Origin of the sequence: Planomonospora parontospora (assembly GCA_014647935.1) — a bacterium.
Taxonomy (GTDB): Bacteria; Actinomycetota; Actinomycetes; order Streptosporangiales; family Streptosporangiaceae; genus Planomonospora; species Planomonospora parontospora.
Genome location: BMQD01000005.1, coordinates 268,369 through 290,928, shown reverse-complemented (window position 1 = coordinate 290,928; position 22,560 = coordinate 268,369). Strand labels below are relative to the sequence as shown.

The 22,560-nt window shown below is 72.3% G+C and carries 24 protein-coding genes and 1 tRNA gene; 14 read left to right on the top strand and 11 right to left on the bottom strand.

Features of this window, described 5'->3' with window-relative positions; translation table 11 throughout:
• Positions 1-50 precede the first annotated feature (50 nt).
• Complete coding sequence (locus tag IEZ07_RS10615; protein ID WP_191894561.1) at positions 51-752, bottom strand: glycosyltransferase; 702 nt, start codon at positions 750-752, stop codon at positions 51-53.
• A gap of 79 nt (positions 753-831) precedes the next feature.
• On the bottom strand, positions 832-1,185 hold the full coding sequence (locus IEZ07_RS10610; protein ID WP_191894560.1) for an STAS domain-containing protein: 354 nt from the start codon (positions 1,183-1,185) through the stop codon (positions 832-834).
• 258 nt (positions 1,186-1,443) lie between these two features.
• On the opposite strand from IEZ07_RS10610, the gene IEZ07_RS10605 reads away from it, so the two are divergent.
• The gene (locus tag IEZ07_RS10605; RefSeq protein WP_068900105.1) at positions 1,444-1,971 is read left to right on the top strand and encodes a hypothetical protein; all 528 of its coding nucleotides are present in this window, start codon (positions 1,444-1,446) and stop codon (positions 1,969-1,971) included.
• Positions 1,972-1,982: 11 nt separating this feature from the next.
• Here the strand turns inward: IEZ07_RS10605 and IEZ07_RS10600 are convergent, their stop codons facing one another.
• A complete protein-coding gene (locus IEZ07_RS10600) occupies positions 1,983-3,110 on the bottom strand; it encodes a sensor histidine kinase (protein ID WP_191894559.1) in 1,128 nt (375 codons plus the stop codon).
• Positions 3,107-3,802, bottom strand: a complete 696-nt coding sequence (locus IEZ07_RS10595; RefSeq protein ID WP_068900110.1) for a response regulator transcription factor — start codon at positions 3,800-3,802, stop codon at positions 3,107-3,109. The genes IEZ07_RS10600 and IEZ07_RS10595 overlap by 4 nt, the downstream gene beginning before the upstream one ends.
• A 136-nt stretch (positions 3,803-3,938) precedes the next feature.
• On the opposite strand from IEZ07_RS10595, the gene IEZ07_RS10590 reads away from it, so the two are divergent.
• The 3 genes from IEZ07_RS10590 (at position 3,939) to IEZ07_RS10580 (ending at position 5,179) form a co-directional block, all read left to right on the top strand.
• Positions 3,939-4,103, top strand: a complete 165-nt coding sequence (locus tag IEZ07_RS10590; RefSeq protein WP_157237496.1) for a hypothetical protein — start codon at positions 3,939-3,941, stop codon at positions 4,101-4,103.
• Between the two features lie 16 nt (positions 4,104-4,119).
• Positions 4,120-4,383 carry a DUF6412 domain-containing protein gene (locus tag IEZ07_RS10585; protein ID WP_191894558.1) on the top strand — a complete coding sequence of 88 codons (264 nt, stop codon included), beginning with the start codon at positions 4,120-4,122 and terminating at the stop codon, positions 4,381-4,383.
• Positions 4,384-4,474: 91 nt separating this feature from the next.
• A complete protein-coding gene (locus IEZ07_RS10580; protein ID WP_191894557.1) occupies positions 4,475-5,179 on the top strand; it encodes a YidC/Oxa1 family membrane protein insertase in 705 nt (234 codons plus the stop codon).
• A gap of 1 nt (position 5,180) precedes the next feature.
• Here IEZ07_RS10580 and IEZ07_RS10575 read toward each other — a convergent pair whose 3' ends face one another.
• Positions 5,181-5,630, bottom strand: coding sequence for an ATP-binding protein (locus IEZ07_RS10575; RefSeq protein ID WP_068900116.1), 450 nt, complete (start codon positions 5,628-5,630; stop codon positions 5,181-5,183).
• 265 nt (positions 5,631-5,895) lie between these two features.
• Between IEZ07_RS10575 and IEZ07_RS10570 the strand changes: the two genes are divergently transcribed.
• Entirely contained in the window at positions 5,896-6,474 is a 579-nt protein-coding gene (locus tag IEZ07_RS10570; protein WP_191894556.1) for a methylated-DNA--[protein]-cysteine S-methyltransferase, read from the top strand.
• 39 nt (positions 6,475-6,513) lie between these two features.
• Here the strand turns inward: IEZ07_RS10570 and IEZ07_RS10565 are convergent, their stop codons facing one another.
• The 4 genes from IEZ07_RS10565 to IEZ07_RS10550 all read right to left on the bottom strand — a co-directional run bounded on the left by IEZ07_RS10565 (position 6,514) and on the right by IEZ07_RS10550 (position 9,805).
• The gene (locus IEZ07_RS10565; RefSeq protein ID WP_191894555.1) at positions 6,514-7,884 is read right to left on the bottom strand and encodes a purine-cytosine permease family protein; all 1,371 of its coding nucleotides are present in this window, start codon (positions 7,882-7,884) and stop codon (positions 6,514-6,516) included.
• 304 nt (positions 7,885-8,188) lie between these two features.
• Positions 8,189-8,521 carry a rhodanese-like domain-containing protein gene (locus IEZ07_RS10560; RefSeq protein WP_191894554.1) on the bottom strand — a complete coding sequence of 111 codons (333 nt, stop codon included), beginning with the start codon at positions 8,519-8,521 and terminating at the stop codon, positions 8,189-8,191.
• Between the two features lie 55 nt (positions 8,522-8,576).
• A complete protein-coding gene (locus IEZ07_RS10555; RefSeq protein ID WP_191894553.1) occupies positions 8,577-9,182 on the bottom strand; it encodes a TenA family protein in 606 nt (201 codons plus the stop codon).
• A 44-nt stretch (positions 9,183-9,226) separates the two neighbouring features.
• Positions 9,227-9,805, bottom strand: coding sequence for a DM13 domain-containing protein (locus IEZ07_RS10550; RefSeq protein WP_191894552.1), 579 nt, complete (start codon positions 9,803-9,805; stop codon positions 9,227-9,229).
• A 239-nt stretch (positions 9,806-10,044) separates the two neighbouring features.
• Between IEZ07_RS10550 and IEZ07_RS10545 the strand changes: the two genes are divergently transcribed.
• Positions 10,045-10,680: a GOLPH3/VPS74 family protein gene (locus IEZ07_RS10545; protein ID WP_239319904.1), complete on the top strand. Its 636-nt coding sequence runs from the start codon at positions 10,045-10,047 to the stop codon at positions 10,678-10,680.
• A gap of 207 nt (positions 10,681-10,887) precedes the next feature.
• Here the strand turns inward: IEZ07_RS10545 and IEZ07_RS10540 are convergent, their stop codons facing one another.
• On the bottom strand, positions 10,888-11,877 hold the full coding sequence (locus IEZ07_RS10540) for an LCP family protein (RefSeq protein ID WP_239319906.1): 990 nt from the start codon (positions 11,875-11,877) through the stop codon (positions 10,888-10,890).
• Between the two features lie 587 nt (positions 11,878-12,464).
• Here IEZ07_RS10540 and IEZ07_RS10535 point away from each other — a divergent pair.
• Both IEZ07_RS10535 and IEZ07_RS10530 read left to right on the top strand, forming a co-directional pair.
• Entirely contained in the window at positions 12,465-13,973 is a 1,509-nt protein-coding gene (locus tag IEZ07_RS10535; protein ID WP_191894551.1) for a hemolysin family protein, read from the top strand.
• Positions 13,970-15,001, top strand: coding sequence for a hemolysin family protein (locus IEZ07_RS10530; protein WP_191894550.1), 1,032 nt, complete (start codon positions 13,970-13,972; stop codon positions 14,999-15,001). Before IEZ07_RS10535 ends, IEZ07_RS10530 begins: the two co-directional genes overlap by 4 nt.
• 550 nt (positions 15,002-15,551) lie before the next feature.
• On the opposite strand, the gene IEZ07_RS10525 is transcribed toward IEZ07_RS10530, so the two are convergent.
• Positions 15,552-15,634: transfer RNA gene (locus IEZ07_RS10525), tRNA-Leu, on the bottom strand.
• A 94-nt stretch (positions 15,635-15,728) separates the two neighbouring features.
• Between IEZ07_RS10525 and IEZ07_RS10520 the strand changes: the two genes are divergently transcribed.
• From IEZ07_RS10520 to IEZ07_RS10495, 6 genes are read left to right on the top strand one after another with little or no spacing between them, the layout of a single operon-like run.
• Positions 15,729-16,469, top strand: a complete 741-nt coding sequence (locus IEZ07_RS10520) for an FHA domain-containing protein (protein ID WP_068900132.1) — start codon at positions 15,729-15,731, stop codon at positions 16,467-16,469.
• Positions 16,470-16,486: 17 nt separating this feature from the next.
• Complete coding sequence (locus IEZ07_RS10515; RefSeq protein ID WP_068900135.1) at positions 16,487-16,954, top strand: FHA domain-containing protein FhaB/FipA; 468 nt, start codon at positions 16,487-16,489, stop codon at positions 16,952-16,954.
• Entirely contained in the window at positions 16,951-18,318 is a 1,368-nt protein-coding gene (locus IEZ07_RS10510; RefSeq protein ID WP_191894549.1) for a Stp1/IreP family PP2C-type Ser/Thr phosphatase, read from the top strand. The genes IEZ07_RS10515 and IEZ07_RS10510 overlap by 4 nt, the downstream gene beginning before the upstream one ends.
• A gap of 4 nt (positions 18,319-18,322) precedes the next feature.
• Entirely contained in the window at positions 18,323-19,699 is a 1,377-nt protein-coding gene (locus IEZ07_RS10505) for an FtsW/RodA/SpoVE family cell cycle protein (protein WP_191894548.1), read from the top strand.
• Positions 19,696-21,153 (top strand): peptidoglycan D,D-transpeptidase FtsI family protein, encoded by a 1,458-nt coding sequence (locus IEZ07_RS10500; protein WP_191894547.1) that lies wholly within the window; start codon positions 19,696-19,698, stop codon positions 21,151-21,153. Before IEZ07_RS10505 ends, IEZ07_RS10500 begins: the two co-directional genes overlap by 4 nt.
• Positions 21,150-22,514, top strand: a complete 1,365-nt coding sequence (locus IEZ07_RS10495) for a serine/threonine-protein kinase (protein ID WP_191894546.1) — start codon at positions 21,150-21,152, stop codon at positions 22,512-22,514. The genes IEZ07_RS10500 and IEZ07_RS10495 overlap by 4 nt, the downstream gene beginning before the upstream one ends.
• Positions 22,515-22,560 lie beyond the last annotated feature (46 nt).

Here is a 22,560-nt window from a genome sequence, read left to right as displayed (position 1 = left end):
AGTGCCCGCGGCGACCCCGGGCCGCTCACGACGATCCCCGGCGGCGAGGCTCAGACGTGCAGCGCCCTGCGGGCCAGGAGGGCGCGGGCGACGTCGCGGAACTGCCGGGTCCGGTGGAGCTGGGCCCGCCAGTCGGTGCCGGTGGCGCGATGGGACATCTCCACCTCGACCTCGCGGACCCGGAAGCCCCGGCGGAGCAGGTCGATCGTGAGGCCCGTCTCCACGCCGAAACCGCGCGCCAGCGGCCGGGCCGCCTCGAAGGCGGCCCGGGTCAGGCAGCGCTGGCCGTTGAGCGGCTGGGTGGGCGTCCAGCCGGTGGCGCGCTCGATGCCGTCACGCGCGAGCCGGACCACGAACCCGTGGCCCCCCAGCTTGACCCGGGTGACGAAGACGGCGATGGTCATGTCCGCCTCACCCGCCACGACCGGCTCGATCAGGGGCACGGCCGTGTGCGCGGTCTGTCCCAGGTCGGCGTCCAGGAACAGCAGGTGCCGCGGAGCCCCACCCCGCTCCTCGTCGAACAGCCGCACGACCTCCGCACCGCTCTCCATCGCGGCGGCCTTGCCCCGGTTGCGGCTGTGCCGTACGACGCGGGCTCCGGCGGCCCTGGCCACCCTGCCGGTCCGGTCGGCCGAGCCGTCGTCCACGACGACGACCAGGTCCACCCCGGGCAGCGCCCGGGCGGCGGCCACGGTGGCACCGATCCGGTCGGCCTCGTCCTTGGCCGGGATGATCACTGCTGTGCCGGTCATGCCGCCCTCTTCCGCAGGTCGCCTCGTCCGCCGGTCGCCGCGTGCGCGCGGCCCTCCGTCCCGGGCCCCGCGAGGCGGCTCACGCCTTGGGCTCGGCCGCCAGCAGTTCCTCGGGCACCGCCTCGTGGACGGTGAACACCGAATCGAGACCGGTGACCTGAAGAATCTTACGGACGGCGGGGCGCGGCCCGGCCATCTCCAGGACCCCTCCCTGCTCGCGCAGCCGTTTGAGCGCGGACAACAGGACGTTCATGCCGGTGGAGTCGCAGAACTCCACGCCGGACATGTCGACGACCATGAAGGCGGCGGCGCTCTCGTCCAGCAGCCGATCGAGCTCGGACTGCAGGCGAGGCGCGGTATATAGGTCGATTTCTCCGACAATGGTCACAATTGTGTGGCCACCATGAGATCGAGTTGAGACTTTTAGCTCCACAGCGGGCACACTAGCGGCGACGGAGCCCCGGGTCACGCTCTACGGCCCAAGGGGGTGTCCTGTTCAAGGTTTTGCCTGCCGGGGCTATCGGTCCAGGCCCTTTGTCGCCCGTTCTCCCCTCACGCGAACCCTCGGTGCGCGAAGCTTGACAGCGTGCAACACCGGCTCGGCCGGAAAGGGGGGAGGCCCGGAACCTCCCGACCGTCGCTGCACCAAGTCGACGACGGACGACGAGTAGAAACGGGCCCAGTATCTTCGATGAACAACGATCTTCCTGAGGATCCCCAGCGCCAACTGCTCCGCACGCGCCTGGAGTCCACCATCACGCGCGCCACCAGGTCCACCTCGTGGCAGGACGCGACCCACTCCCTCCGCGGCCTGGTGAACCGCGAGGGCTTCGTCCCGATCCGGACCCGCCTCACGAGCGACGACCTCGACTTCCTGGAGGGAGCACGCCAGGAACTGCTCGACTTCGCCGAACTCGGGATCCGGCTCCTGGACCTGCACCAACCCCGGGACGCGGGCGGCATCACCAGCGACGCGGCGCATCCGATCCTGCGCTGCCGGAGCTGCATGTGGCGCTGGCCGTGCCCGACCTTCCGGGCGATGTCGGAGAGCTTCGGCGCACTGCGGGACCCCCTCTCCCGCGAGCCCGCCGAACCGGCTCCCGGCGGCGCCTCCCTCTCCGACGAGGTCCAGGTGACCCTCATGGTCCCGGCCCAGTCGGAGGGCCAGGCCGCCCTGTCGGCGGTGCCCCGGAGGGTCGTCGGAGACATGCCGGTCTGACCGCGGCGGTCTCACTTCGACAGGGGGAGGCGGATCTCGAAGCGGCAGCCGGGCCCGGTGTTGACGACGCCGATGGCACCCTCGTGGGCCTCCACGATGCCTCGGGCGATCGCCAGGCCGAGCCCGGCGCCCGCACCGTCCCCCCGCGGGCTCCGGGCCGCCTCCCCGCGGAAGGCCACGTCGAAGACCCGGGGCAGGTCCTCCGCCGGGATCCCGCCGCAGCGGTCGGTCACCGACAGGCGGGCCAGCCCGCCCTCCACGGTCGCGCGGACCGAGACCGTGCCGCCGGCCGGGGTGTGCCGGATCGCGTTGGCCACCAGGTTGCACAGGGCCCGGGAGAGCTCCCCCGCGTCCGCCTGGACGGGCACCACCGGGTCCACGGAACCCGCCAGCCGCACCCCCTTGGCCCGGGCCAGCGGCTCCACCCCGGCCAGCGCGTCGGCGACCAGGTCACCGAGGCCGATCCGGCGGCGGGACAGGCGCAGCGCGCCCGCATGGATCCTGGACAGCTCGAACAGGTCGTCGACCATTCCGGAGAGGCGGTCCGCCTCCAGCCGGATCCGGGCGTGGTAGCGGTTCACCGTCTCCGGGTCGGAGACCACGCCGTCCTCCAGTGCCTCTGCCATGGCGCGCATCCCGGCCAGCGGGGTGCGCAGATCGTGGCTGACCCAGGCGACGAGCTCACGGCGGGCGCCCTCCAGCGCGCGCTCGCGCTCGCGGCCGAGACGGATCCGCCGGTAGGCCTCGTCGAGGGCGGCGGCGATCGTGCCGAGCTCGGCCGGGAGACCGCGGGGCGGGGTGAACTCCCCCGAGTCGGGCACGTCGTGCACGGCGGCGACGAGCCTGCGGCTGGCGGCCACGACGCGTCGGCCGAGCACCGCCGCCACGCCCAGGCCGGCCAGGCCCCCGATGACGACCACGCTGAGCACGATGTCCCGGGAGCCGCCCTCGATGATCATCCTCATGGTGATCGCAGCGACGCCCGCCACCGTCACCACGACGGGGACCGCGGCGAGCACCGCGAGCATCGTCCCGATCGACCGCTCACGGAGCAGGTGCATGGCGCCCAGCCCGGCGAGCGCGACCGGCAGGCCGAGGCCGGCGGTGACCGCGGCGATCTCCACGATCTCGGGGATCACGCCGGCTCCGCGGGCTCGTATCGGTAGCCCACGCCCCAGACGGTGACGATGCGGCTGGGCGCGGTCGGGTCCGGCTCGATCTTCTCGCGAAGGCGGCGGACGTGGACGGTCACCGTGGAGGAGTCGCCGAACGACCAGCCCCAGACCTGGTCGAGCAGGGTGGACCGGCTGAACGCCTGGCGGGGGTTGCGCATCAGGTGGGCCAGGAGATCGAACTCGCGGGCGGTCAGCGTGACCTGCTCGCCGTCGAGCCGTACCTCGTGCGCGCCCACGTCGACCACCAGGTCACCGTCCCGCAGCACGCCCGTGCCCGTCGGCATCGACGCGCCGCGCGCCCGCCGCAGCACCGACTGGACGCGCAACGCCAGCTCGCGGGGGCTGAACGGCTTGGTGACGTAGTCGTCGGCGCCGGTCTCCAGGCCGGCGACCCGGTCGATCTCCTCGCCCAGCGCGGTCAGCATGATCACCGGGACCGGCCGGCGCTCCCTGAGCTTCCTGCAGACCGTCAGGCCGTCCAGCTTGGGCAGCATCAGGTCGAGCACGAGCAGGTCGGGCGGGTCCGCCAGCGCCCGCCTGAGCGCCTCGGCGCCGTCTCCGACGCACTCGACGCGATGCCCGTCGCGTTCGAGGTAGCGGGCCACGACCTCGGCCACCGTCGGGTCGTCCTCGACCACCAGAATGCGCGCGCTCATGGCCCCACGGTAGGCCCGCGCGTCCCCCTCCGGAGGAAACCGTCACCGGCCCGTAAGACCCCGGCGCGCCATCGTTATGCGCCATCGTTATGCGGCCCGCCCCGCACCGGGCCGATCTCCGGCGTACGGTGGACCCATGGGTCGTATCGTGATGGCAGTCCTGGGCGTCCTCCTCGCGCTCTACGTGGTGTTCGGGCTCGTGCTGCCCGCCCTGTTCGGGCTGTTCAAGCTCCTGCTGGTGCTGGCCTTCGTGGCCTTCGTGGTCGTCGCCCTGGTCACGGTCGTCGGCCGGTCCAAGTGACCCGGGCGGCCCTGCGGTGAACCCCCTGCTCGTCCTCCAGACGCTGTTCGTCTGGCTGCCCGACGGCGGCGCCCTGACGGTGACCGCCGTGGCCGGGCTGGGCGTGCTCCTCCTCGCGTGGGCGCTGCGCACGGCGCCCGCCGCCGCCGCGGCCCGGCCGGGCCTCCGTCCGCCGGGGCGGGGCCGCGCCGCACCACCGGTCTTCGTACGGCAGTGCGATCCCGGTGCGCCCGGACGCTCCCGTCCGCGAGCGCCCTCCGCGGGCCCGGCGCCCGCGTGACCCCCTGAGAGAGCACCCTCCCCCCGATCCGGGGGAGGGTGATCGCGGGTGCCTTCTGCGCCGACTCCACTCCGTTCAGAAGGGCTCCTCGGTGTTCGATCCCGTCCTCGGCCTCACCGCCGACCTCATCGCCGCGCTCGCCGGCCCGCTGGGCTCCACCGCGCCGGCGATCGTCCTGTTCACCATCGCCGTCCGGCTCCTGCTGCTCCCGCTCAGCGTCATGCAGGCCAGGGGCGAGCGGGTGCGCAGACGGCTCGCTCCCCGGATCAGGAAGCTGCAGGACCGCCACGGCCGCGACCCTGAGCGGCTCCGGCGGGAACTGGCCGCCCTCTACGCCGCGGAGAACGCCTCACCCCTGGCGGGCTGCCTGCCGGGCCTGGCCCAGTTGCCGTTCTTCGCGGTCATGTACCAGGTCTTCGTCTCGTCGACCATCGCCGGGCAGGCGAACGCGCTGCTCACCCACGGGCTGTTCGGTGTGCCGCTGGGGCAGCAGTTCGCGGGCACGGTGGCCGGGTTCGGACTGATCAGCGGCCCGTCCCTGGTGTTCGCCGGGCTCTTCCTGCTCCTGCTGGCCGTGGCGGTGATCACGTCGCGGCGGATCCGGCGCACGATGGCCGAAGGGGACCAGGAGGTCCAGCCGGCGGCCCTGCGCGGGCTGATGCCGCTGCTCCCGTTCGGGACGCTCCTGGCGGCGGCCGTGCTGCCGCTCGCGGCGGGGATCTACCTGCTCGTCACGACGGCCTGGACGGCGGGGGAGAGGGCGGTGCTGTACCGATCCTCTCCCTCCCCCGCCTGATTCAGATGCACTCCCGGACGGCGGGTGAGGGAACGGCGGCATGACCGTTGCTCACCGTGTCGGCGGTCGCGACGGCCGCCCACACGGTGGTGACGTCCCCTTCGTGTCTGACCCCCCAGTTCTCGGCCAGGTATTCGACGATGCCGAGCCCCCGGCCCCCCAGCGAGGAGAGCGCGGCTCTCCCCGCGCGGGGTTCGGTGGCCGAACCGCCGTCACTCACAGCTACCTCGACATATCCGTCAGTGCACTGCCATGCCACTTTGATCTGCCCGGACGGCAGGGGGTGCGCATGCCGGAGCGCGTTACTCAGCAGCTCGCTCACCACCAGCACGGCGTCATCTATCACGGTCTCGTAGACGCCCCATTCCTGCAGGTCAGAGCTGAGGTACTGACGTGCGACGGCGACGCTGGACGGTGCATACGGCAACAAGACGACGCTCGACGGACCCACCTCCCCCTATCCCTGTTCCCCCCTGAGGAGCACACCCCAGTACGACCGAAATGCCCCGTTAGATAGTCATAGAAACCGCAGACCGGTTACAGCTTGTGCACGCTCGACAATAGATCGGCGCTTCCATTGCCGCCTCGTTACCGCCCCGGCGTGTCCCTGCCGGTAACGGGAGCCGGGCGTGTCGGAGCCCGCCGGGGCGGACCCGGCCTGGTGAGCCGTCCGATACGCTGCCGTGACCACGCGCCTGGACGGGAGAGGGTGGGACATGTCATCCGGGTCATCCGGCGATCTCGACGCACTGCTGCGGGTGACCTCGCCCACCTACGTGGGGGACAGGCATCCCGACGTCGCGTTCGGCGTCCACGAGGGCCCGGTGGGGCGGCTGATCCTCGCCGTGTCCGGCCGGGGCGTGGCGGCCTGCAGCTACGAGGACGAGAACGTCGTCTTCGAGCGCGTCGCCCGGGGTGTCAGCTCGTTCATCGGGCCCGACCCGCGGCGGCTCGACCCCGTCCGCCGGGAGCTGGACGCCTACTTCTCCGGCCGGCTGCGCACCTTCACCACCACGGTCGACCTCCAGCTCGCCACGCCGTTCGCCAGGACCGTGCTGCAGATGATGCTCGCCGTGCCGTACGGGACGGTGACCACCTACCGGGAGATCGCCGAGCGGATCGGCCGGCCGCGGGCGCTGCGCGCGGTCGGCAACGCGCTCGGCGCCAACCCGGTGTGCGTGATCGTGCCCTGCCACCGGGTGGTCGAGAGCGAGGACGTGCTGGGCGGATACGCCGGCGGCACGACCGCCAAGGAGCGGCTGCTCCGCATCGAGGGACGCCACCGCCCCCGGTAGCCCTCCGGAGATCCCGCGCCGTCCTCCAGCGGCGGTCCGTCAGCGGCGGTCCTTCAGCCGGCCGCGGAGGGCGCCGACGGCCAGGGTCACCAGGACGGGAACGATGAACGCGGCGAGGGAGGCGCTCATCCACGGCTGCGGGACGAGCCCGACCAGGTCCCGCGCGCCCGTCCAGAACGCCTTCCACCAGGCCAGTTCCGGCGCCGTCGGCAGCGCCGCCAGCATCCACCAGGCCGCGAAGCCGAGCACCCACGGCAGGACCATGAGCCAGCGCGAGGGCGCGGTCTCCGAGGTGTCCCAGCGGTCCCTGCCGCCGAGCAGGAAGTAGTCCACCGCGAGGACGGCGAACATCGGGACGAAGACCGCTCCGATCAGGCCCAGGAAGGCGGTGTAGGTGTCGGCGCTGACGAAGATCGCGAGCAGGGTGACCAGCGCGCCGGTGCCCGCCGAGATGATCCGGCGGTCCAGCCGGGGCAGCAGGTTCTGCAGGGACATCGCGGTGGAGTAGACGTTCACGAACGACTGGTCGGTCTCGCGCAGCACCAGGATGCCGAAGAAGAGCCAGCCGAGCGGGGCTGCCACGAACGGGTCCCAGACCTTGTCCGGGTCGTTGCCCACCAGTGCCAGGGCGGCCACGCCCAGGGTCAGACAGGCCACCTGGGCGATGGTGTAGCCGCCCACCACGCCGGTGAAGGCGGCCCTGCCGGAGCGGGAGAAGCGGGCGAAGTCCGCGGCGACCGGGACCCACGAGACCGAGAGCGCGATCACGTAGTCGACGGAGGGGGCGAACGCCTCCCAGGTACCCGCACCGATCGCCGGATCCCTGCTGAAGAGCGCGTAGGCGAACCAGGCCATCGAGACGACCACGCCGGCGGTGACGAAGCGGCGCAGCAGGCGGACCGCGCCCAGCGGCCGGATGGTCAGCGCGGTGGTGATCGCCCCGCCGAGGACCACCCAGACGGCGTACGGCACCTCGGCGCCGAAGGACCCGGCGATGGCCTGGGCGCCCTGGGCGATGACCCAGAGCTCGAAGGCCCCCCAGCCGAGCATCTGGACGATGTTCAGCACGGTCGGCACGTACGACAGCCGCGCGCCGAACAGGCCCCGCAGCAGCACCATGGCCGGGGCGCCGGTCTGCTGGCCCGGGATGGCGGCCAGCGCCACCATCGCGGTGCCGATGAGGCTGCCGACGACCGCGGCCGTCACGGCCGCCAGGAAGCTCAGCGGCCGGTCGCCCAGCGGGTCGATCAGCGCGATCGCACCGGAGAACCCGAGCAGGCTGACGCCCAGGTTGGCCCAGAGCGCACCCTGGTCGAGCACCCCCAGGGCCTTGGGCGGGGCCTCGTCGAGGGTGAGGGGGGCTTCCGCGTGCTTCGCGGCCACCCCGGAGTCGGCGACGTCGGACGTCATCACGCGCTCCCTACGCCGGCATTACCCGGACAGGTTCATGCGGTCGGCGGCGCGTGGGAGGGCCTTCTCCGGCCCTCCGCGTGGTCCCGCCCTCTCAGCCCGGCTCCGCCCGAGCTCCCGCGGTAGATATTCCGTCCCGGATTATGCCATCCGCACCGTTCGGCGCAAGAGCCCGGGTCCGGCGGCCCGGCCCGCTCCCGCCTGACTCGACCTCACCCGCTCCCGCCCGGCCTCACCCGCCCGGTCCCGGCTCACCCGTTCCCGCCCCTCAGGCCGCGGACGGGTTCCGCCCGGCCCGCCCCCTTCAGGCCACGAACGGGTTCTGGCCGGTTTCGCTCACCATCGGACGGCCCGCAAAGGCCCAGGACTGCATGCCGCCCCCGACGTTGACCGCGTCCCGGCCCAGGTGGTTGAGCCAGGCCGCGGCGTGCGCGGAGCGCCCGCCCACCCGGCAGACCACGTAGACGGGGACGTCGCCGGGGACCTCCCCCACGCGCGCCTGCAGCTCCCCCAGCGGGATGTGCACGGCCGTGGGCGCGTGCCCCGCCCGCCACTCGTCGTCCTCGCGCACGTCCAGCAGGAACGCCTCATCGGGTACGGCCTGCACTTCGACCTCAGGAACATTCATGGCCCCCATGATGCCCGCTCGGCGGACCCCCCCGCCCGGCTGCGGCGGGAATCCCCGCCGCAGGTCAGGGCACGTCCCAGAAGGCGAGCTCGTGGGCCATCCCCGCGGTGAACAGCTCCCTGGCCCGCCGCGGGTCGGGAGCCGCCTCGTCGATCATCACGGCGATGCGCCCGGTCAGCTCCGCGAAGCCGGGGTGGGCGTAGGTGTCGACCCAGGCGCGGTAGCGCGGCTCGGCGGGCGGGTTCTCGGCCAGGATCCGGCCCAGCGTCGAGTAGCCCCACATGCAGGGGTAGAGCGCCGCCAGCCCTTCGGCGTAGGAGGCGGCCGACTCCAGCAGGAACGCGGTGTAGGCCGCGCACGCCGGCCCCTTGCGCGCCCCCTCCAGGTCGGCCCCGAACTCCGCGGACAGGGAGCGGTGCAGGTCCAGCTCCTCGTGGAAGGTGGCGTGGGCCAGGTCCACCAGGTCGCCGAGGTGCCCGTCCGGGGCCTGCCAGGCCAGCCGGGAGAACACCCGGACGTAGTCCAGCAGGAAGAGGTAGTCCTGCTCCAGCCACGACCGGAACACCGGCTCGGCCAGGTCGCCCCGGGCGATCCCGGCCACCGTCGGATGGACGAGCTGCGCGTCGAGCAGGGGGCGGCCGATGGCGTGGAGTTCCGCAGAGATGCTCATAGGCCGCAGATTGTCGCAGAGACCGTCCGGCCCTCCGGACGGGGTCAGGCCAGCGCGGCGGCGCCGAAGGAGACGCTGAAGCGCTTGCACCAGATGGTGACGGTCCGCAGATCCTCCAGGTCGGCCCCGGCGGGGATGGCGTAGTTGGCGTCGCCCTTGTTGCCCTTTAGCCCGCCCAGCTCCAGGTGCTCGCCGTCGTCGAGGTTGAACCACCCCGCCCGGCCCTCCTTGACCGGCTGGTCGCTCAGCCAGACCCGCAGGTCCGGCCCGTCGGAGGTGTCCAGGTCCTCGATCCTCAGCACCCGGCGACCGTCGGCCAGCTCCAGCACCTTGGCCGTGCCCGTCGTGCCGTGTTCGTGGGAGACGAACACGCCGGTCGCCACGGTCCTCGGCCCGGAGACCGGTTCGGCGGGCGTGTCCGGGGCGCCCTCCTCGCCCTCCGCTCCCGGCGCGGAGGAGGCGGGCACGGAAGAGGCGGCCGCGGACGGTGGCGCCTCGTTCACCTCGACCGTGGTGAACAGCCGCCACGGCTGGAACAGGTACAGCGCGACGGCGAGCCCGGCCGCGCCGAGTGCCAGGACCACCCGGACGGCGGGGTGGCGGAGCGGTCTCTTCGTTCTCACGGGTCCTCCCGGCGCGCTGTCGGCTTCGCCCCGAAGGTACGCCCGCGATCCCGGCCCGGCTCTTACGTGGTGCTTACGTCCCGGTCGCGGCTCGGCGCCCGGCGGGGGCGGCACGGCGGGGACGGCACGGCGGGGACGGCACGGCGGCGGACGCAGGGATGCCCGGTGCGGGGATGCCCGGTGCGGGGATGCCCGGTGCGGGGATGCCCGGTGCGAGGATGCCGCAATAGGGTCGGATCATGACCACCATCGCCGAAGAAGTCCTCCTCCTCGCCCACGAGGAGACCGAGGGCAAGCCACTGGTCGGGGCGACGCAGCTGGACTCCGCGCTCGGCGGCGCGCTGCTGGCGGAGCTCGCCGTGAACGGCCGCATCGACCTGGACGGGAAGAAGGTCACGGTCAGGGACGCGACCCCGCTGGGGGACGAGGAGCTGGACGCGACGCTCGCCCGGATCGCCGGGGAGGCCAAGGAGCGCAAGCCCGACTGGTGGGTCTACCGGCTCTCCTCCGCCAAGCTCCGCAAGCGCCTGCTCACCGGGCTGGCCGAGCGCGGAGTGCTGAACGAGGAGCACCGGAAGGTCCTCGGGATCTTCCCCGTCGCCCGCTACCCGGAGCGCGACCCGCGGGTGGAGCGGGAGATCCGCGAGCGGGTGCAGAGCGTGCTGGACGGGGCGGACCCGGACGAGCGGGTGGCCGTGCTGATCGCCGTCCTGCACGCGGCCAAGATCGACCGCAAGGCGTTCCCCGGCGTGCGCAAGGAGCGCGTCAAGGAGATCGTGGAGAGCGAGTGGGTGGGCCAGGCCGTGGCCAAGACCATCGATTCGATCAACGCCGCCATCGCGGTCGGAGCCGTGGCCGTGGTCGCCGCATCCTGACGGGTCCGGACCTCCGGCGGGGACCCGGTCGGTCCTGCCCGGATCCCGCCGGGCCCCGTCCCGTCCGGTCCCGCCCCGTCTCGGCCCCTCCAGCCTCGTCCCGGCCCGTCCGGCCGTGACCGGTGCGGACCGCGGCTCCGGTCGGGCATCCGCCCGGACCGGCCCGTCCGCCGGGGCCGGGGACGCTGCCTGGCGGGGCCGGGGACGCTACTTGGCGAGGACGTCCTTGGGGACGGGCTTGTCCTCGGCCAGGGCCCTGAACATGCGCAGGGCCTTCTCCCGGTCCCACTTGACGACCGACTGGCCGTTGATGGTGGGCAGGGAACCGATCGGCACGACCGTGGTGACGGGGTTGTCCCCCATCGCCAGGGCGAGGGAGAGCAGGTCGAACGAGCCGGTCTCCGTCCCGACGGCCACCGAGTCGGTGGCGCTGAACGCCAGCGGGACGGAGGTGAAGGGGTTGAGCAGGACGCCCGGGCTCGCGGCCTTCTTCACCACGGCGGAGAAGAACTGGCGCTGGCGCTGGGTCCGGTCGAAGTCGGGGACGGCCCCGGTCGCGCGGGTGCGGACGTAGCCGAGGGCCGTGCCGCCGTCGAGCGTCTGCACGCCCTTCTTCAGGTTGATCCCGGCCTTGGGGTCCTTGATGTTCTGCTTGACGTCGATCTCGACGCCGCCGATGGCGTCCACGATGCCCACGAAGCCGCCGAAGCCGATCTCCATGTAGTTGTCGATCCGCAGCCCGCTGACCTGCTCCACCGTCTTGGCCAGCAGCTTCGGCCCGCCGTCGGAGTAGGCGTAGGCCGCGTTGAGCTTGTCGCTGCCGTGGCCGTCGATGGGGACGTAGGAGTCACGGGGCAGGCTGACCAGGGTCGGGCGGCCGTCGCCGTCGGGGATGTGCAGCAGCATCATCGTGTCGGTGCGGCGGCCCACGGAGCTGCCGGTGGCGAGCTTGCGGCGCTGGGCCTTGGTCAGGCCCTCCCGGCTGTCGGAGCCGACCAGCAGCCAGTTCGTGCCGGGGGTGTCGGCGGGCCGCCCCTCGTAGTCGCCGAGCGCCTCGATCCGCTTCAGCCGCGAGTCGATCGTGAAGTATCCGCCGACGGCGAGCACCAGCAGCAGGACGAGCAGGCCCGCGAGGATCCGCAGGAACCACCGGCCCGGCCGCCTCGGCCCCCCGCCGCCTTTCGGCCGCAGGCTCATGTTCGGCATCCGGAAACCGCCCTTCCCGCCGGAGGAGGGGGCTCCGGGCGGAGTTCCGGGAGGACTCCCCGCGGAGCCCGCGGGCCCGGCGGGGGATCCGGGCGAACCCGGAAGGGGCCGGACGGGGGCGCTGCCCTGCCGTGCCTTGCCGTACACCCGGGAGACCGCCCGGGGCGTGGTCTCGTCCCGCGCCACGGGTGTGGGCACGGGCGACCGCAGCGCACGGGTGCGGTCGTCGTCTTCCTGCCAGTCACCCACGTCGAATCTCCGCCACTTCTCGAAGCCGCTTCCAGCCCTGCGTTTCCAACCGGCGGCGGGAACGAGGGAATCATCACCATCGACGCTACTTCGTGGCTCTCACCCGCGTAGAGGCGTCGTCAAGGTTTCCCTGTGGAAAAGTACTCAGAAGGGTACTGGACGGTCGAGAACCCGATCGTTGAGCCATCCGGAAACATCGATCACCGTCCCGATCGTTACCGTAGAAGACGACAACCACTCGAAAGGATGATCGTGTCCACTCCGGACTCGTGGAGTACCTGCCCGTGCGCGTGCACGGGCCCCACTGACCTGATCGGGAGAGCCGCCCGGTGAACACGGCTCTCGGCCTGCTGGCCGTACTGCTCCTCACCGCCGCCACCGGCTACTTCGTCGCCCAGGAGTTCGCCTTCGTCGCCGCCGACCGCGGCGTGCTGCGCGAGCAGGCCGACGCCGGTGACGCCGCCGCCCGGCGCGCGCTGGAGGTGACGGGGCGCCTGTCCTTCATGCTCTCGGGCGCCCAGCTCGGCATCACCGTCACGGCCCTGCTGGTCGGCTTCATCGCCGAGCCCGCCATCGCCACCGTGATCCGCCCCGGCCTGGAGGCCGCCGGGCTGCCCGCGGGCGCGGTGCCCGGCGTGGCGATCGCGCTGGCCGTCGCGGTGGCGACCGTCGTCCAGATGGTCCTCGGCGAGCTCGCCCCCAAGAACCTCGGCATCGCCCGGCCCGAGCCGGTGGCCAAGTTCCTGGCCCGCTCGACCCTGGTCTACCTCAAGGTCGCCGGACCGGTCATCCGGCTGTTCGACTCCGCCGCCACCGGCCTGCTCCGCAAGGTCGGCGTGGAACCGGTCGAGGAGATCGAGCACGGCGCGAGCCCGGAGGAGCTGTCCCGGATCATCGCCGAGTCGGGCGCGACCGGCGACCTGCCGCCGCGCCTGTCCGAGCTGCTGGAGCGCGCACTGGAGTTCGGCGACCGCACGGCCGAGGACGTCATGGTCCCGCGCCCCCGCGTGGTGCTGCTCCGCGACGACCGCCCGATCTCCGACCTGCTCGACGCGGTCCGCGAGCACGGCCACTCCCGCTACCCGGTGCTCTGCCGGCGCACCGGCGAGGATGTCGTCGGCGTCACCGGCGTGCGCGAACTGCTCCGCTCGGACCTGGCCGACGACGACCCGCTGGAGCTGATCACCCGCCCGGCCCTGCTGGTCCCCGACTCCCTGCCGCTCCCGGTCGTGCTGGAGCGCATGCGCGCCGCCCGCGACGACCTCGCCTGCGTCATCGACGAGTACGGCGGGCTGGCCGGCGTGGTCACCGTCGAGGACCTCGCCGAGGAGCTCGTCGGCGAGCTGGTCGACGAGAACGACCCCGAGCCCGCCGGCGTCGTGGCGGGCGGCGACGGCACCTGGGACGTGCCCGGCACGCTCCGCCTCGACGAGGTCGAGCGGGCGACCGGCCTGTCCCTCCCCGAGAGCGACGGCTACGACACCATCGCCGGGCTGGTCCTGTCCGTGCTCGGCCGCATGGCGGAGCCCGGCGACGCGGTGCCCGTCACCCTGACCGTGGAGGGCGACCCGCTGGAGGCGGACGGGCCGGACGAGGCCGAGGCGGTCCTGACGGTCCTCTCGGTGCACCGCAGGGTCCCCGAGTGGGTACGGCTCGCCCCGGCCGGTCACGCCGGTCGCGACCTGCCCGAGGCGGAGCCGGCCGGGCGCGCGGCGGAGCCGGGGATCCCGGAGGGCGGGGCTCCCGGTGAGGACTCCCGTGAGGATCCCCATGAGAGCTCCCATGAGCGGGCCCACCAGGGCTCCATGGCCCGGAGCGGGCGGGTGAGCGGCCGATGAGCACCACCGGAGCGCTGCTGCTCGGCGTCGCCCTGCTGATCGGGAACGCCTTCTTCGTCGCCGCCGAGTTCGCGGTCATCTCTGCCCGCAGGCACCGTCTGGAGGAGCTCGCGGGCAAGGGCGGCCGGCTGACCCGGCTGGCCGCCCGCGCCGCCGTACGCGGCGGCAGGGAGCTCTCCCTGATGCTGGCCGGGGCCCAGCTCGGCATCACCCTGTGCTCGCTCGGTCTGGGCATGGTGACCGAGCCGGCCATCGAGCACCTCCTGGAGCCGGTCTTCGGCGCGATCGGGGTCCCCGAGTCGTTCCGGGTCCCCATCTCCCTGGTGATCGCGCTGGCCCTGGTGACCTTCCTGCACATGGTGGTCGGCGAGATGGCGCCCAAGTCGTGGGCGCTGACCCACCCGGAGATCGCGGCGATGGGCCTGGCCCTGCCGTTCCGCGGCTTCACCCGGGTGGTCCGGCCGGTGCTGGCCTCCCTCAACGGTCTCACCAACGCCGCGCTGCGGCTGTTCGGCGTGCACGCCAGGGACGAGCTGGCCACCACCAGGACCCCGGTCCAGCTGGCCATGCTGGTCGGCGAGTCGGGCCGGATGGGACTGCTGGACCGCGACGAGCACGACCTGCTGACCCGGGCCCTGCGGGTCCACCAGCAGCCGATCGAGCGGTTGATGCTGCCCATCGCCGAGGCCGTCCGGGTGGCCGCCGACGCCACCGCCGCCCAGGTCCGGCGGACCGCCGGCGACAGCGGTCACCTGCGCCTGCTGGTGGGCTCCGGCGACCCCCGCGACGTCCTGGGGGTCCTGCACGTCCGGGACGTCCTGATCCGGCCGGAGGCGAGCCCCGCGGAGCTGGCCCGCCCCGTTCCCCGGCTGGAGAGGTCCACGACCGTCTCGGAGGCCGTCGCCACCCTGCAGGAGGCCCACGCGCACGTGGGCCTCGTCAGGGACGCGGACGAGGTGGTCGGCATGGTGAGCCTCACCGACCTGCTCGGCGAGCTGCTGGACGTCCGGGTGCCCGTCGCGCACTGAGCCGGATTTACGGACGGGCCGGAGAAGTCGCCTTCTCCGGCCCGTTTTTCTCTGTCAGCGTAAAACCGCAGCCCGCAAAGCCTGTGCAAGCCGTCCGAAAGCCACCGACAAGCGACCGCGACTAGAAAGGACCCGGGGCGCCGTCCGACACGGCCCCCGGAGGCCGTCCACCGGCCCTCCCCGGCCACTACACCGACCGGACCGCCCACCGGTCCACGGAGACCCATCGCCCACCCCTCCGGACCCGAAGCGCTCCCGGAGAACCGGGAAGCCGCCCCGTCCCGAGCCCGAGAACCCGTGACCCCCACCCCGGCAGGAAACCCGCCCCAAGGGAGGCGCAACCTGGGCGGGGGAACAAGCCGTCCCGAGCCCCCGCCGGAGAACCCGTGACGCACAAGAAGCTCAGACCCGCCCCAGGGGAGGCGCAGCCGGGGGCGTGGGGGCGGAGCCCCCACATCGGGGGTTCCAGGGGGTCGCCCCCTGGAGGGAACAACGAAAAGGCCCCGGGGAAGCGGACTTCCGTCCGCGACCAGCCGGGGCCGACTTAGAGTGGGCGAGGAGGGATTTGAACCCTCACGTCCTTTCGGACACACGGACCTGAACCGTGCGCGTCTGCCGTTCCGCCACCCGCCCTTGTTTGGGTGCGCTCGAAACATTAGCACGGATCAGCCGGTACCCACGAACCCGGATACGATCCTTCTAGATGACGGAGGAAGGGAGGTACCCGGTGGGAGTCCTTCAGCGCTTCGAGCGGAGGCTCGAAGGCTTGGTTGAGGGGGCCTTTGCGCGTGCGTTCAAGTCCGACCTTCAGCCGGTCGAGGTCGCCAGCGCGGTGCAGCGGGAGATGGACGAGCGGGCCGCGATCGTCGCCCAGGGGCGGACGCTCGTCCCGAACGACTTCGTGGTCGAGCTGTCCACGACCGACAGCGAGCGCCTGCAGGTGTACGCCGACAGCATCAGCCACGAGCTGGCCAACCTCGCCCGCGAGTACGCCAAGGAGCAGGGCTACTCGTTCGTGGGACCCGTCCGGGTGCGTTTCGAGACGGCGGACGACCTCGCGGTCGGCCTGTTCCGGATCCGCTCCGGAGTGATCCGCGGAGCCACGGTCGAGCAGGACGAGATCCGCAAGCCCGTGACCGACGTGCCCGCCGGCCGCTCGCACGCGTTCGAGGGCAGGCCCCGGCTGCTGGTCTCCACCCAGGATGACCCGCAGGGCCAGCGGTCCTACGATCTGACCACACCGGTGACCCTGCTCGGCAGGGGCACCGACTGCGATCTCCGGCTCGTGGATCCGGGCGTGTCCCGGCACCACGCCGAGCTGCGAGTGGAGGGTCCGCAGGTCATGCTCGTCGACCTCGGCTCCACGAACGGCACTTTCGTCAACGGCCAGCCGGTTCGCCGGATCGAGCTCCAGAACGGCACTCGCGTGACGCTCGGGCGCACGACCCTGGTTTTCCGGCGCGATTAAAGGTAAACAGACGGTCCATGTCCGAGCTCACGCTGCTGTTGATCCGCCTCGCGTTCCTCGCGGTGCTGTGGTTCTTCGTGATTGCCGCGGTCGGTGTGATCCGGACAGACTTGTTCGGATCCCGCACGCCCGCCACCGCTCCCGCGCGCAAGGCTCCCAAACCGGCCAAACCCGCGGCCAAGTCCAAGAAGGGGGAGCCCCGGCAGATGGTCGTCACCGGCGGCCCCCTCCAGGGCACCACCATCACCCTCTCGGAGACGCCCATCACCATCGGCCGGGCGAACGACGCCACCCTGGTAGTCAGCGACGACTACGCCTCCAGCCGGCACGCCCGGCTCTTCCCCCAGGACGGTCAGTGGATCGTGGAAGATCTCGGATCGACCAACGGCACCTACCTCGACCGCTCCAAAGTCACCCGTCCGACTCCGGTGCCGCTCGGCGTTCCGATCCGCATCGGTAAGACCGTCATCGAATTGCGCAAATGACCATCGCACTCCGTTACGCCGCCCGCTCGGACGTCGGTCTCCTCCGCGAAGGCAACGAGGACTCGGCGTACGCCAGCGGCCGCCTGCTCGCCGTCGCGGACGGCATGGGCGGACACGCACACGGTGAGGTGGCCAGCTCGGTCGCCATCGCCGCCATGTCGTCCCTCGAAGAGGACGCACTCGGGGGTGACCTGCTCAGCGCCATCGAGGCGGCCGTCCGCGACGCCAACCGCCGTCTCCACGAGATGGTGGGGCGGGACCCCAGTCTCAAGGGCATGGGCACCACCCTGACCGCCATGCTCTGGTCGGGCACCAGGGTCGCGCTGGTCCACGTCGGCGACTCGCGCGCCTACCTGCTGCGCACCGGGGAGCTCTACCAGATCACGCACGACCACACCCTCGTGCAGTCGCTGGTGGACGACGGCCGGATCACCCAGGAGGAGGCCGCCACCCACCCCCAGCGCTCGATCCTGCTGCGCGCGCTGGACGGCAGCGGCGAGGTCGACCCCGACCTGTCGCTCCGCGAGGCCCAGGTCGGCGACCGCTACCTGCTCTGCTCCGACGGGCTGTCCGGGGTCGTGAGCGCCGAGACGCTGCACCACACGCTCTCCACGATCGACGACCCCGAGACGGTGGTCCGCACCCTGATCGACCTGGCCAACCGCGGCGGCGGCCCCGACAACATCACCTGCGTGGTCGCCGACGTGCTGGAGCTGGACGAGGGGTTCTCCTCCCCGTCCACCGAGGCGGCCGTGGTGGGCGCCGCGGGCTCCACCCTGAGCCTCTCGCAGCCGTCACCGGCGGCGCCGGGCACGGCCGGGGCCGGGGGCGGGGCGATCACCATGCCCCAGCCCGTCGTCACGGACGACGACCTCGACGGGCCCGCCCCCAGAGGGCAGGCGGCGGCCCGCCGCCCGGCCAGACGCCGGCGCGTGTGGCCGATCCTGGCCTCGCTGGGAGGCGTCGTCCTCGTCGGCGGCGGCCTAGGCTGGTATTTCGGGAGCCAGTGGCTCGACGACCAGTACTTCGTGGGGGTGCGGGGTGACGAGATCGTGGTCTACCGCGGGGTGAACACCACCCTCGGCCCCGTCGAGCTCTTCGACCCCGTCCGCGGCACCAAGGTGGCGGTCTCGACCCTCGGCGCGTTCCAGCAGGGCCAGGTGCGCGACGGCATCCCGGTCGCGAACGTCGACGCGGGCCTGAAGAAGGTGGCCGAGCTGAAGGCCTCCGCCGAGCAGACCCCCGACACCGGCGACACCGGCGGCAAGGCCCCCGACGACGGCACGACCAGCACCGATCCGCCCGCCGCCACCGGCCCGCCGCAGAAGGGCACCCCCACCCCGAATCCCACAAGGTCACAATAGAGACATGAGCACCCCTAGCGTCGAACCCGTCCCCCTGCCGGCCAAACGGCGGTTGGCGCAGCTGGCGATGCTCGCCTTCGCGGTCGTGATCACGTTGGGCGCGTACGCCAACGTGGGCCTGGCGATCGACGGGCAGATCCCCTCCGGCATGCTCACCTACGGCCTCAGCCTGGGCGGCTTCATGCTGGCCGCCTACCTGGTGCTGGCGAAGTTCGCGCCCTGGGCCGACCCGCTGATCCTGCCGCTGGTGACGCTGATCAACGGCCTCGGGCTGGTGATGATCTACCGGCTGGAGGAGGTCAAGGCGTTCGGCGCCTCGGCCAACCAGCAGCTGCTGTACACCGCGATCGGGGTCGTGCTGTTCGCCGTGACGCTGGTCGTGCTCCGCGACCACCGGGCGCTGCAGAGGCTCACCTACACCGCCGGGGCCATCGGCCTGGTCCTGCTGATCTCGCCGCTGCTGCCGTTCATCGGCGAGGACATCAACGGCGCCCGCATCTGGATCAAAGTGCCCGGCGGTCAGCTCCAGCCGGCCGAGTTCGCCAAGCTCGCGCTGCTCGTCTTCTTCGCCGGCTACCTGGTGGCCAAGCGCGACGTGCTGGCGCTGGCCGGGCGGCGGCTGCTCTTCATCGACCTGCCCCGCGCCCGCGACCTCGGCCCGATTCTCATCACCTGGGGGCTCAGCCTCGGCGTGCTGATCCTGCAGAAGGACCTCGGCTCCTCCCTGCTCATCTTCGGCACGTTCATCGCGATGCTCTACATCGCCACCCAGCGCACCTCCTGGGTGCTGATCGGCATCCTGCTCTTCGTCGGCGGCGCGGTCCTCGCCGGGCTGATCTTCGACCACGTGCAGGCCCGGTGGGAGGTCTACCTCAATCCCGAGGACCCCGAGCTCTTCGTGAAGACCGGCGGCAGCGAGCAGCTCATGCAGGGCCTGTTCGCCATGAGCGAGGGCGGCGTCCTCGGCACCGGGTTCGGCCAGGGCCATCCCGAGCGGATCCCGCTGGCCATCTCCGACTTCATCTTCCCGGCCATCGGTGAGGAGCTGGGCCTGACCGGGCTGATGGCCCTGCTGATGGTCTACGCGCTGCTGGTCGAGCGCGGCCTGCGGACCTCGATCGCGGCCCGCGACCCGTTCACCAAGCTGCTGGCGGGCGGCCTGTCGTTCCTGCTGGCCTGGCAGATCTTCATCATCGTCGGCGGCGTCACCAACCTGATCCCGCTCACCGGCCTGGTCACCCCGTTCATGTCGCAGGGCGGCTCGGCGCTGCTGTCCAACTGGATCCTCATCGCGCTGCTGGTGCGGATGTCGGATGCGGCGCGCAGGCCGGCGCCCCAGGCCATCCAGGACGAAGGAATGACGCAGGTGTTCCAGCGATGAACAGTCCCCTCAAGCGCGTCGCCCTGGCCTGCATGCTGATGTTCGGCCTGCTCATGCTCAACGTGAACTACCTGCAGGCCGTACGGGCGGAGGACCTGCGGTCGGACTCCCGCAACGTCCGCAACTTCTACGACCGCTACGAGGTCCAGCGCGGCCGGATCACCGCGGGGAACAAGGTGCTCGCCGAGTCGGTCGAGACCGGCGACAACACCTTCAAGTACTCCCGCCGCTATCCCGAGGGCAAGGTCTACGCGCCCATCACCGGCTTCTTCGCGCCGGAGAGCGAGCGCGACATCGAGCGGGCCAAGAACGACCTGCTCGACGGCTCCAGCGCCGACCTGCTCATCCGGCGCAGCATCGACCTGTTCAGCGGCACCCAGACCAAGGGCGCCAACGTCGACCTGACGATCAACCCGAAGGCGCAGGAGGCGGCCTACAAGGCGCTGAGCGAGAGCGGCAAGAAGGGCGCGCTGGTCGCGATCGAGCCGAAGACCGGCGCGATCCTGGCCATGGTCTCCGTCCCCACCTACGACCCGAACCCGCTCTCCAAGGCTGACAAGGCGGGGGTGAACAAGGCCTACGAGAAGCTGGCCGAGGACGAGGACCAGCCGCTGCTGAACCGGGCGATCGAGCGGACCTACCCGCCGGGCTCGACCTTCAAGGTCGTCACCATGGCGGCCTACCTGGAGAGCGACGACACCCTCGGCCCGCAGAGCCAGATCGACGCCCCGACCCGGCTCGACCTGCCGAACACCACCGCCGACCTGCCCAACCACGGCAACTCCGCCTGCGGCAACGGGCGCGTGACGCTCTCGTACGCGCTGGAGAAGTCCTGCAACACGCCGTTCGGCAAGATCGGCATGGACCTCGGCTACGACGCGATGAAGGAGCAGGCCGCCAAGTTCGGCATCGGCGGGGAGCAGCTGGAGATCCCGATGCCGGTCTCGGCCAGCAGCATCGGCGAGGAGGAGGACCAGGCCGCGCTCGCGCAGGCCTCGATCGGCCAGCGCAACAACCAGATGACGCCGCTGCAGATGGCCATGGTCGCGGCGGGCGTCGCCAACAACGGCGTGGTCATGAAGCCGTACCTCGTCAACAAGGTCGCCGACGCCGAGGGCGGCGAGGTCGAGACCGCCGACCCCGAGGAGCTCTCCACCGCGATGAGCGAGGAGACCGCGGCCAAGCTCAAGGAGATGATGGTCAACGTCGTCAACCTGGGCACGGCGAGCGCGGCGCAGATCCCGGGCGTCGCCGTCGCCGGCAAGACCGGCACCGCCGAGACCTCCGGCAACCGCGCCCCGCACGCCTGGTTCGTCTCCTTCGCTCCCGCCGAGGACCCCAAGGTCGCCGTCGCGCTCATCGTCGAGTCGGGCAGCGCCGGTGACGACGCCTCCGGCGGCCAGACCGCGGCCCCCATCGCCAGGAGCGTGATGGAAGCGGTGCTCGGTAGATGACGTCGTTCCTCGGGGACCGCTACCGCCTGCTGGAGCGCATCGCGGCGGGCGGCATGGGCGAGGTCTGGCGGGCGAGGGACGAGCTGCTCGGCCGCGAGGTCGCCGTGAAGCTGCTCCGGCGGCACCTCGCGGACGACCCCGCCTTCCGCGGGCGGTTCCGCACCGAGGCGAGGATCGCCGCCGGGCTGGCCGACCCCGGGATCGCCCAGGTCTTCGACTACGGCGAGGCCGACGACGTCGCCTACCTCGTCATGGAGCTGGTCCCCGGGGAGTCCCTGGCCGCCATCCTGGCCCGCAACGGCGCGCTGAGCCCCGAGGTCGTCCTCGACGTGGTGCACCAGACCGCCAGGGGGCTGCACGCCGCGCACGCGGCCGGGATCATCCACCGGGACGTCAAGCCCGGCAACCTGCTGGTCACCGGGGCCGGCGCGATCAAGATCACCGATTTCGGCATCGCCAGGGCGCTGGAGTCCGCGCCCGTCACCCAGACCGGGACCATCCTCGGCACCGCCCAGTACGTCAGCCCCGAGCAGGCGTCCGGCATCACGCTGACCCCCGCCACCGACCTCTACTCGCTGGGCGTCGTGGCCTACGAGTGCCTGACCGGCCGTCCGCCGTTCACCGCCGCGAACCAGGTGGCGATCGCGCTGATGCACCTCAACGACCCGCCGCCGCCGCTGCCCGCGAGCGTCCCCGGCCCGGTGCGCGACCTGGTCGCGGCCTGCCTCGCCAAGGATCCCGCGCAGCGCCCGGCGAGCGCCAGGGAGCTGTCGGACCGGGCGTACGTGCTGCGCGAGTCGCTCGCCACCGCGGGCGCCGCGGGCCTGGTCCTGCTCACCGATCCCACCGGCTACCGGGGCCTCCCCGCCGCGGAGGCCGTACCGGACCCGGCGGGCGCCGTACCGGACCCGGCGGGCGCCGGGCGGGCCGCGCCGCGCCGCAGCGGGCTGCGCCGGGCCGGCGCGATCACCGCGGTGGCCGCGGGCTGCGCCGCCGCCGTCGGGCTGGGCGCGCTGATGTTCCAGGACCTGGGCGGTCCGGACGACAGGCACGAGTCGGTGAAGCCGTTCACCCCCGAGCCGCGGGCCTCCACGTCGCCGTCCGCCGCCCCCGGCAGGAGCAGACCTGCGACGACCCGGCCGGCCACTCCTCCGACCAAGTCGCCCCGACCTTCACCGTCGCCGTCGGCTACGGTAAGTACGTCGGCCACGCCCACCACGGGGCCGACGAAATCAGCGACCCCGAGCCCCACACCGACCACTCCGACCCCGACTCCCCCGCCCCCGACGACGACCCCGGAACCCACGCCGAGCGTCACCACCGAGCCCGGCGAGACGGTCCCACCGAATGGGGAGACGTGATGCGGGAAGGGGCCGATGATGGACACCGGTGGCCTGAGAGCTCACC

What these genes read in the sequence shown, in the direction of transcription:
- IEZ07_RS10615 (WP_191894561.1), bottom strand. Translation starts at nt 752, where the DNA reads ATGACCGGCACAGCAGTGATCATCCCGGCCAAGGACGAGGCCGACCGG.
- IEZ07_RS10605 (WP_068900105.1), top strand. Translation starts at nt 1,444, where the DNA reads ATGAACAACGATCTTCCTGAGGATCCCCAGCGCCAACTGCTCCGCACG.
- IEZ07_RS10595 (WP_068900110.1), bottom strand. Translation starts at nt 3,802, where the DNA reads ATGAGCGCGCGCATTCTGGTGGTCGAGGACGACCCGACGGTGGCCGAG.
- IEZ07_RS10590 (WP_157237496.1), top strand. Translation starts at nt 3,939, where the DNA reads ATGGGTCGTATCGTGATGGCAGTCCTGGGCGTCCTCCTCGCGCTCTAC.
- IEZ07_RS10570 (WP_191894556.1), top strand. Translation starts at nt 5,896, where the DNA reads ATGTCATCCGGGTCATCCGGCGATCTCGACGCACTGCTGCGGGTGACC.
- IEZ07_RS10565 (WP_191894555.1), bottom strand. Translation starts at nt 7,884, where the DNA reads ATGACGTCCGACGTCGCCGACTCCGGGGTGGCCGCGAAGCACGCGGAA.
- IEZ07_RS10560 (WP_191894554.1), bottom strand. Translation starts at nt 8,521, where the DNA reads ATGGGGGCCATGAATGTTCCTGAGGTCGAAGTGCAGGCCGTACCCGAT.
- IEZ07_RS10555 (WP_191894553.1), bottom strand. Translation starts at nt 9,182, where the DNA reads ATGAGCATCTCTGCGGAACTCCACGCCATCGGCCGCCCCCTGCTCGAC.
- IEZ07_RS10545 (WP_239319904.1), top strand. Translation starts at nt 10,045, where the DNA reads ATGACCACCATCGCCGAAGAAGTCCTCCTCCTCGCCCACGAGGAGACC.
- IEZ07_RS10540 (WP_239319906.1), bottom strand. Translation starts at nt 11,877, where the DNA reads ATGAGCCTGCGGCCGAAAGGCGGCGGGGGGCCGAGGCGGCCGGGCCGG.
- IEZ07_RS10530 (WP_191894550.1), top strand. Translation starts at nt 13,970, where the DNA reads ATGAGCACCACCGGAGCGCTGCTGCTCGGCGTCGCCCTGCTGATCGGG.
- IEZ07_RS10515 (WP_068900135.1), top strand. Translation starts at nt 16,487, where the DNA reads ATGTCCGAGCTCACGCTGCTGTTGATCCGCCTCGCGTTCCTCGCGGTG.
- IEZ07_RS10510 (WP_191894549.1), top strand. Translation starts at nt 16,951, where the DNA reads ATGACCATCGCACTCCGTTACGCCGCCCGCTCGGACGTCGGTCTCCTC.
- IEZ07_RS10505 (WP_191894548.1), top strand. Translation starts at nt 18,323, where the DNA reads ATGAGCACCCCTAGCGTCGAACCCGTCCCCCTGCCGGCCAAACGGCGG.
- IEZ07_RS10500 (WP_191894547.1), top strand. Translation starts at nt 19,696, where the DNA reads ATGAACAGTCCCCTCAAGCGCGTCGCCCTGGCCTGCATGCTGATGTTC.
- IEZ07_RS10495 (WP_191894546.1), top strand. Translation starts at nt 21,150, where the DNA reads ATGACGTCGTTCCTCGGGGACCGCTACCGCCTGCTGGAGCGCATCGCG.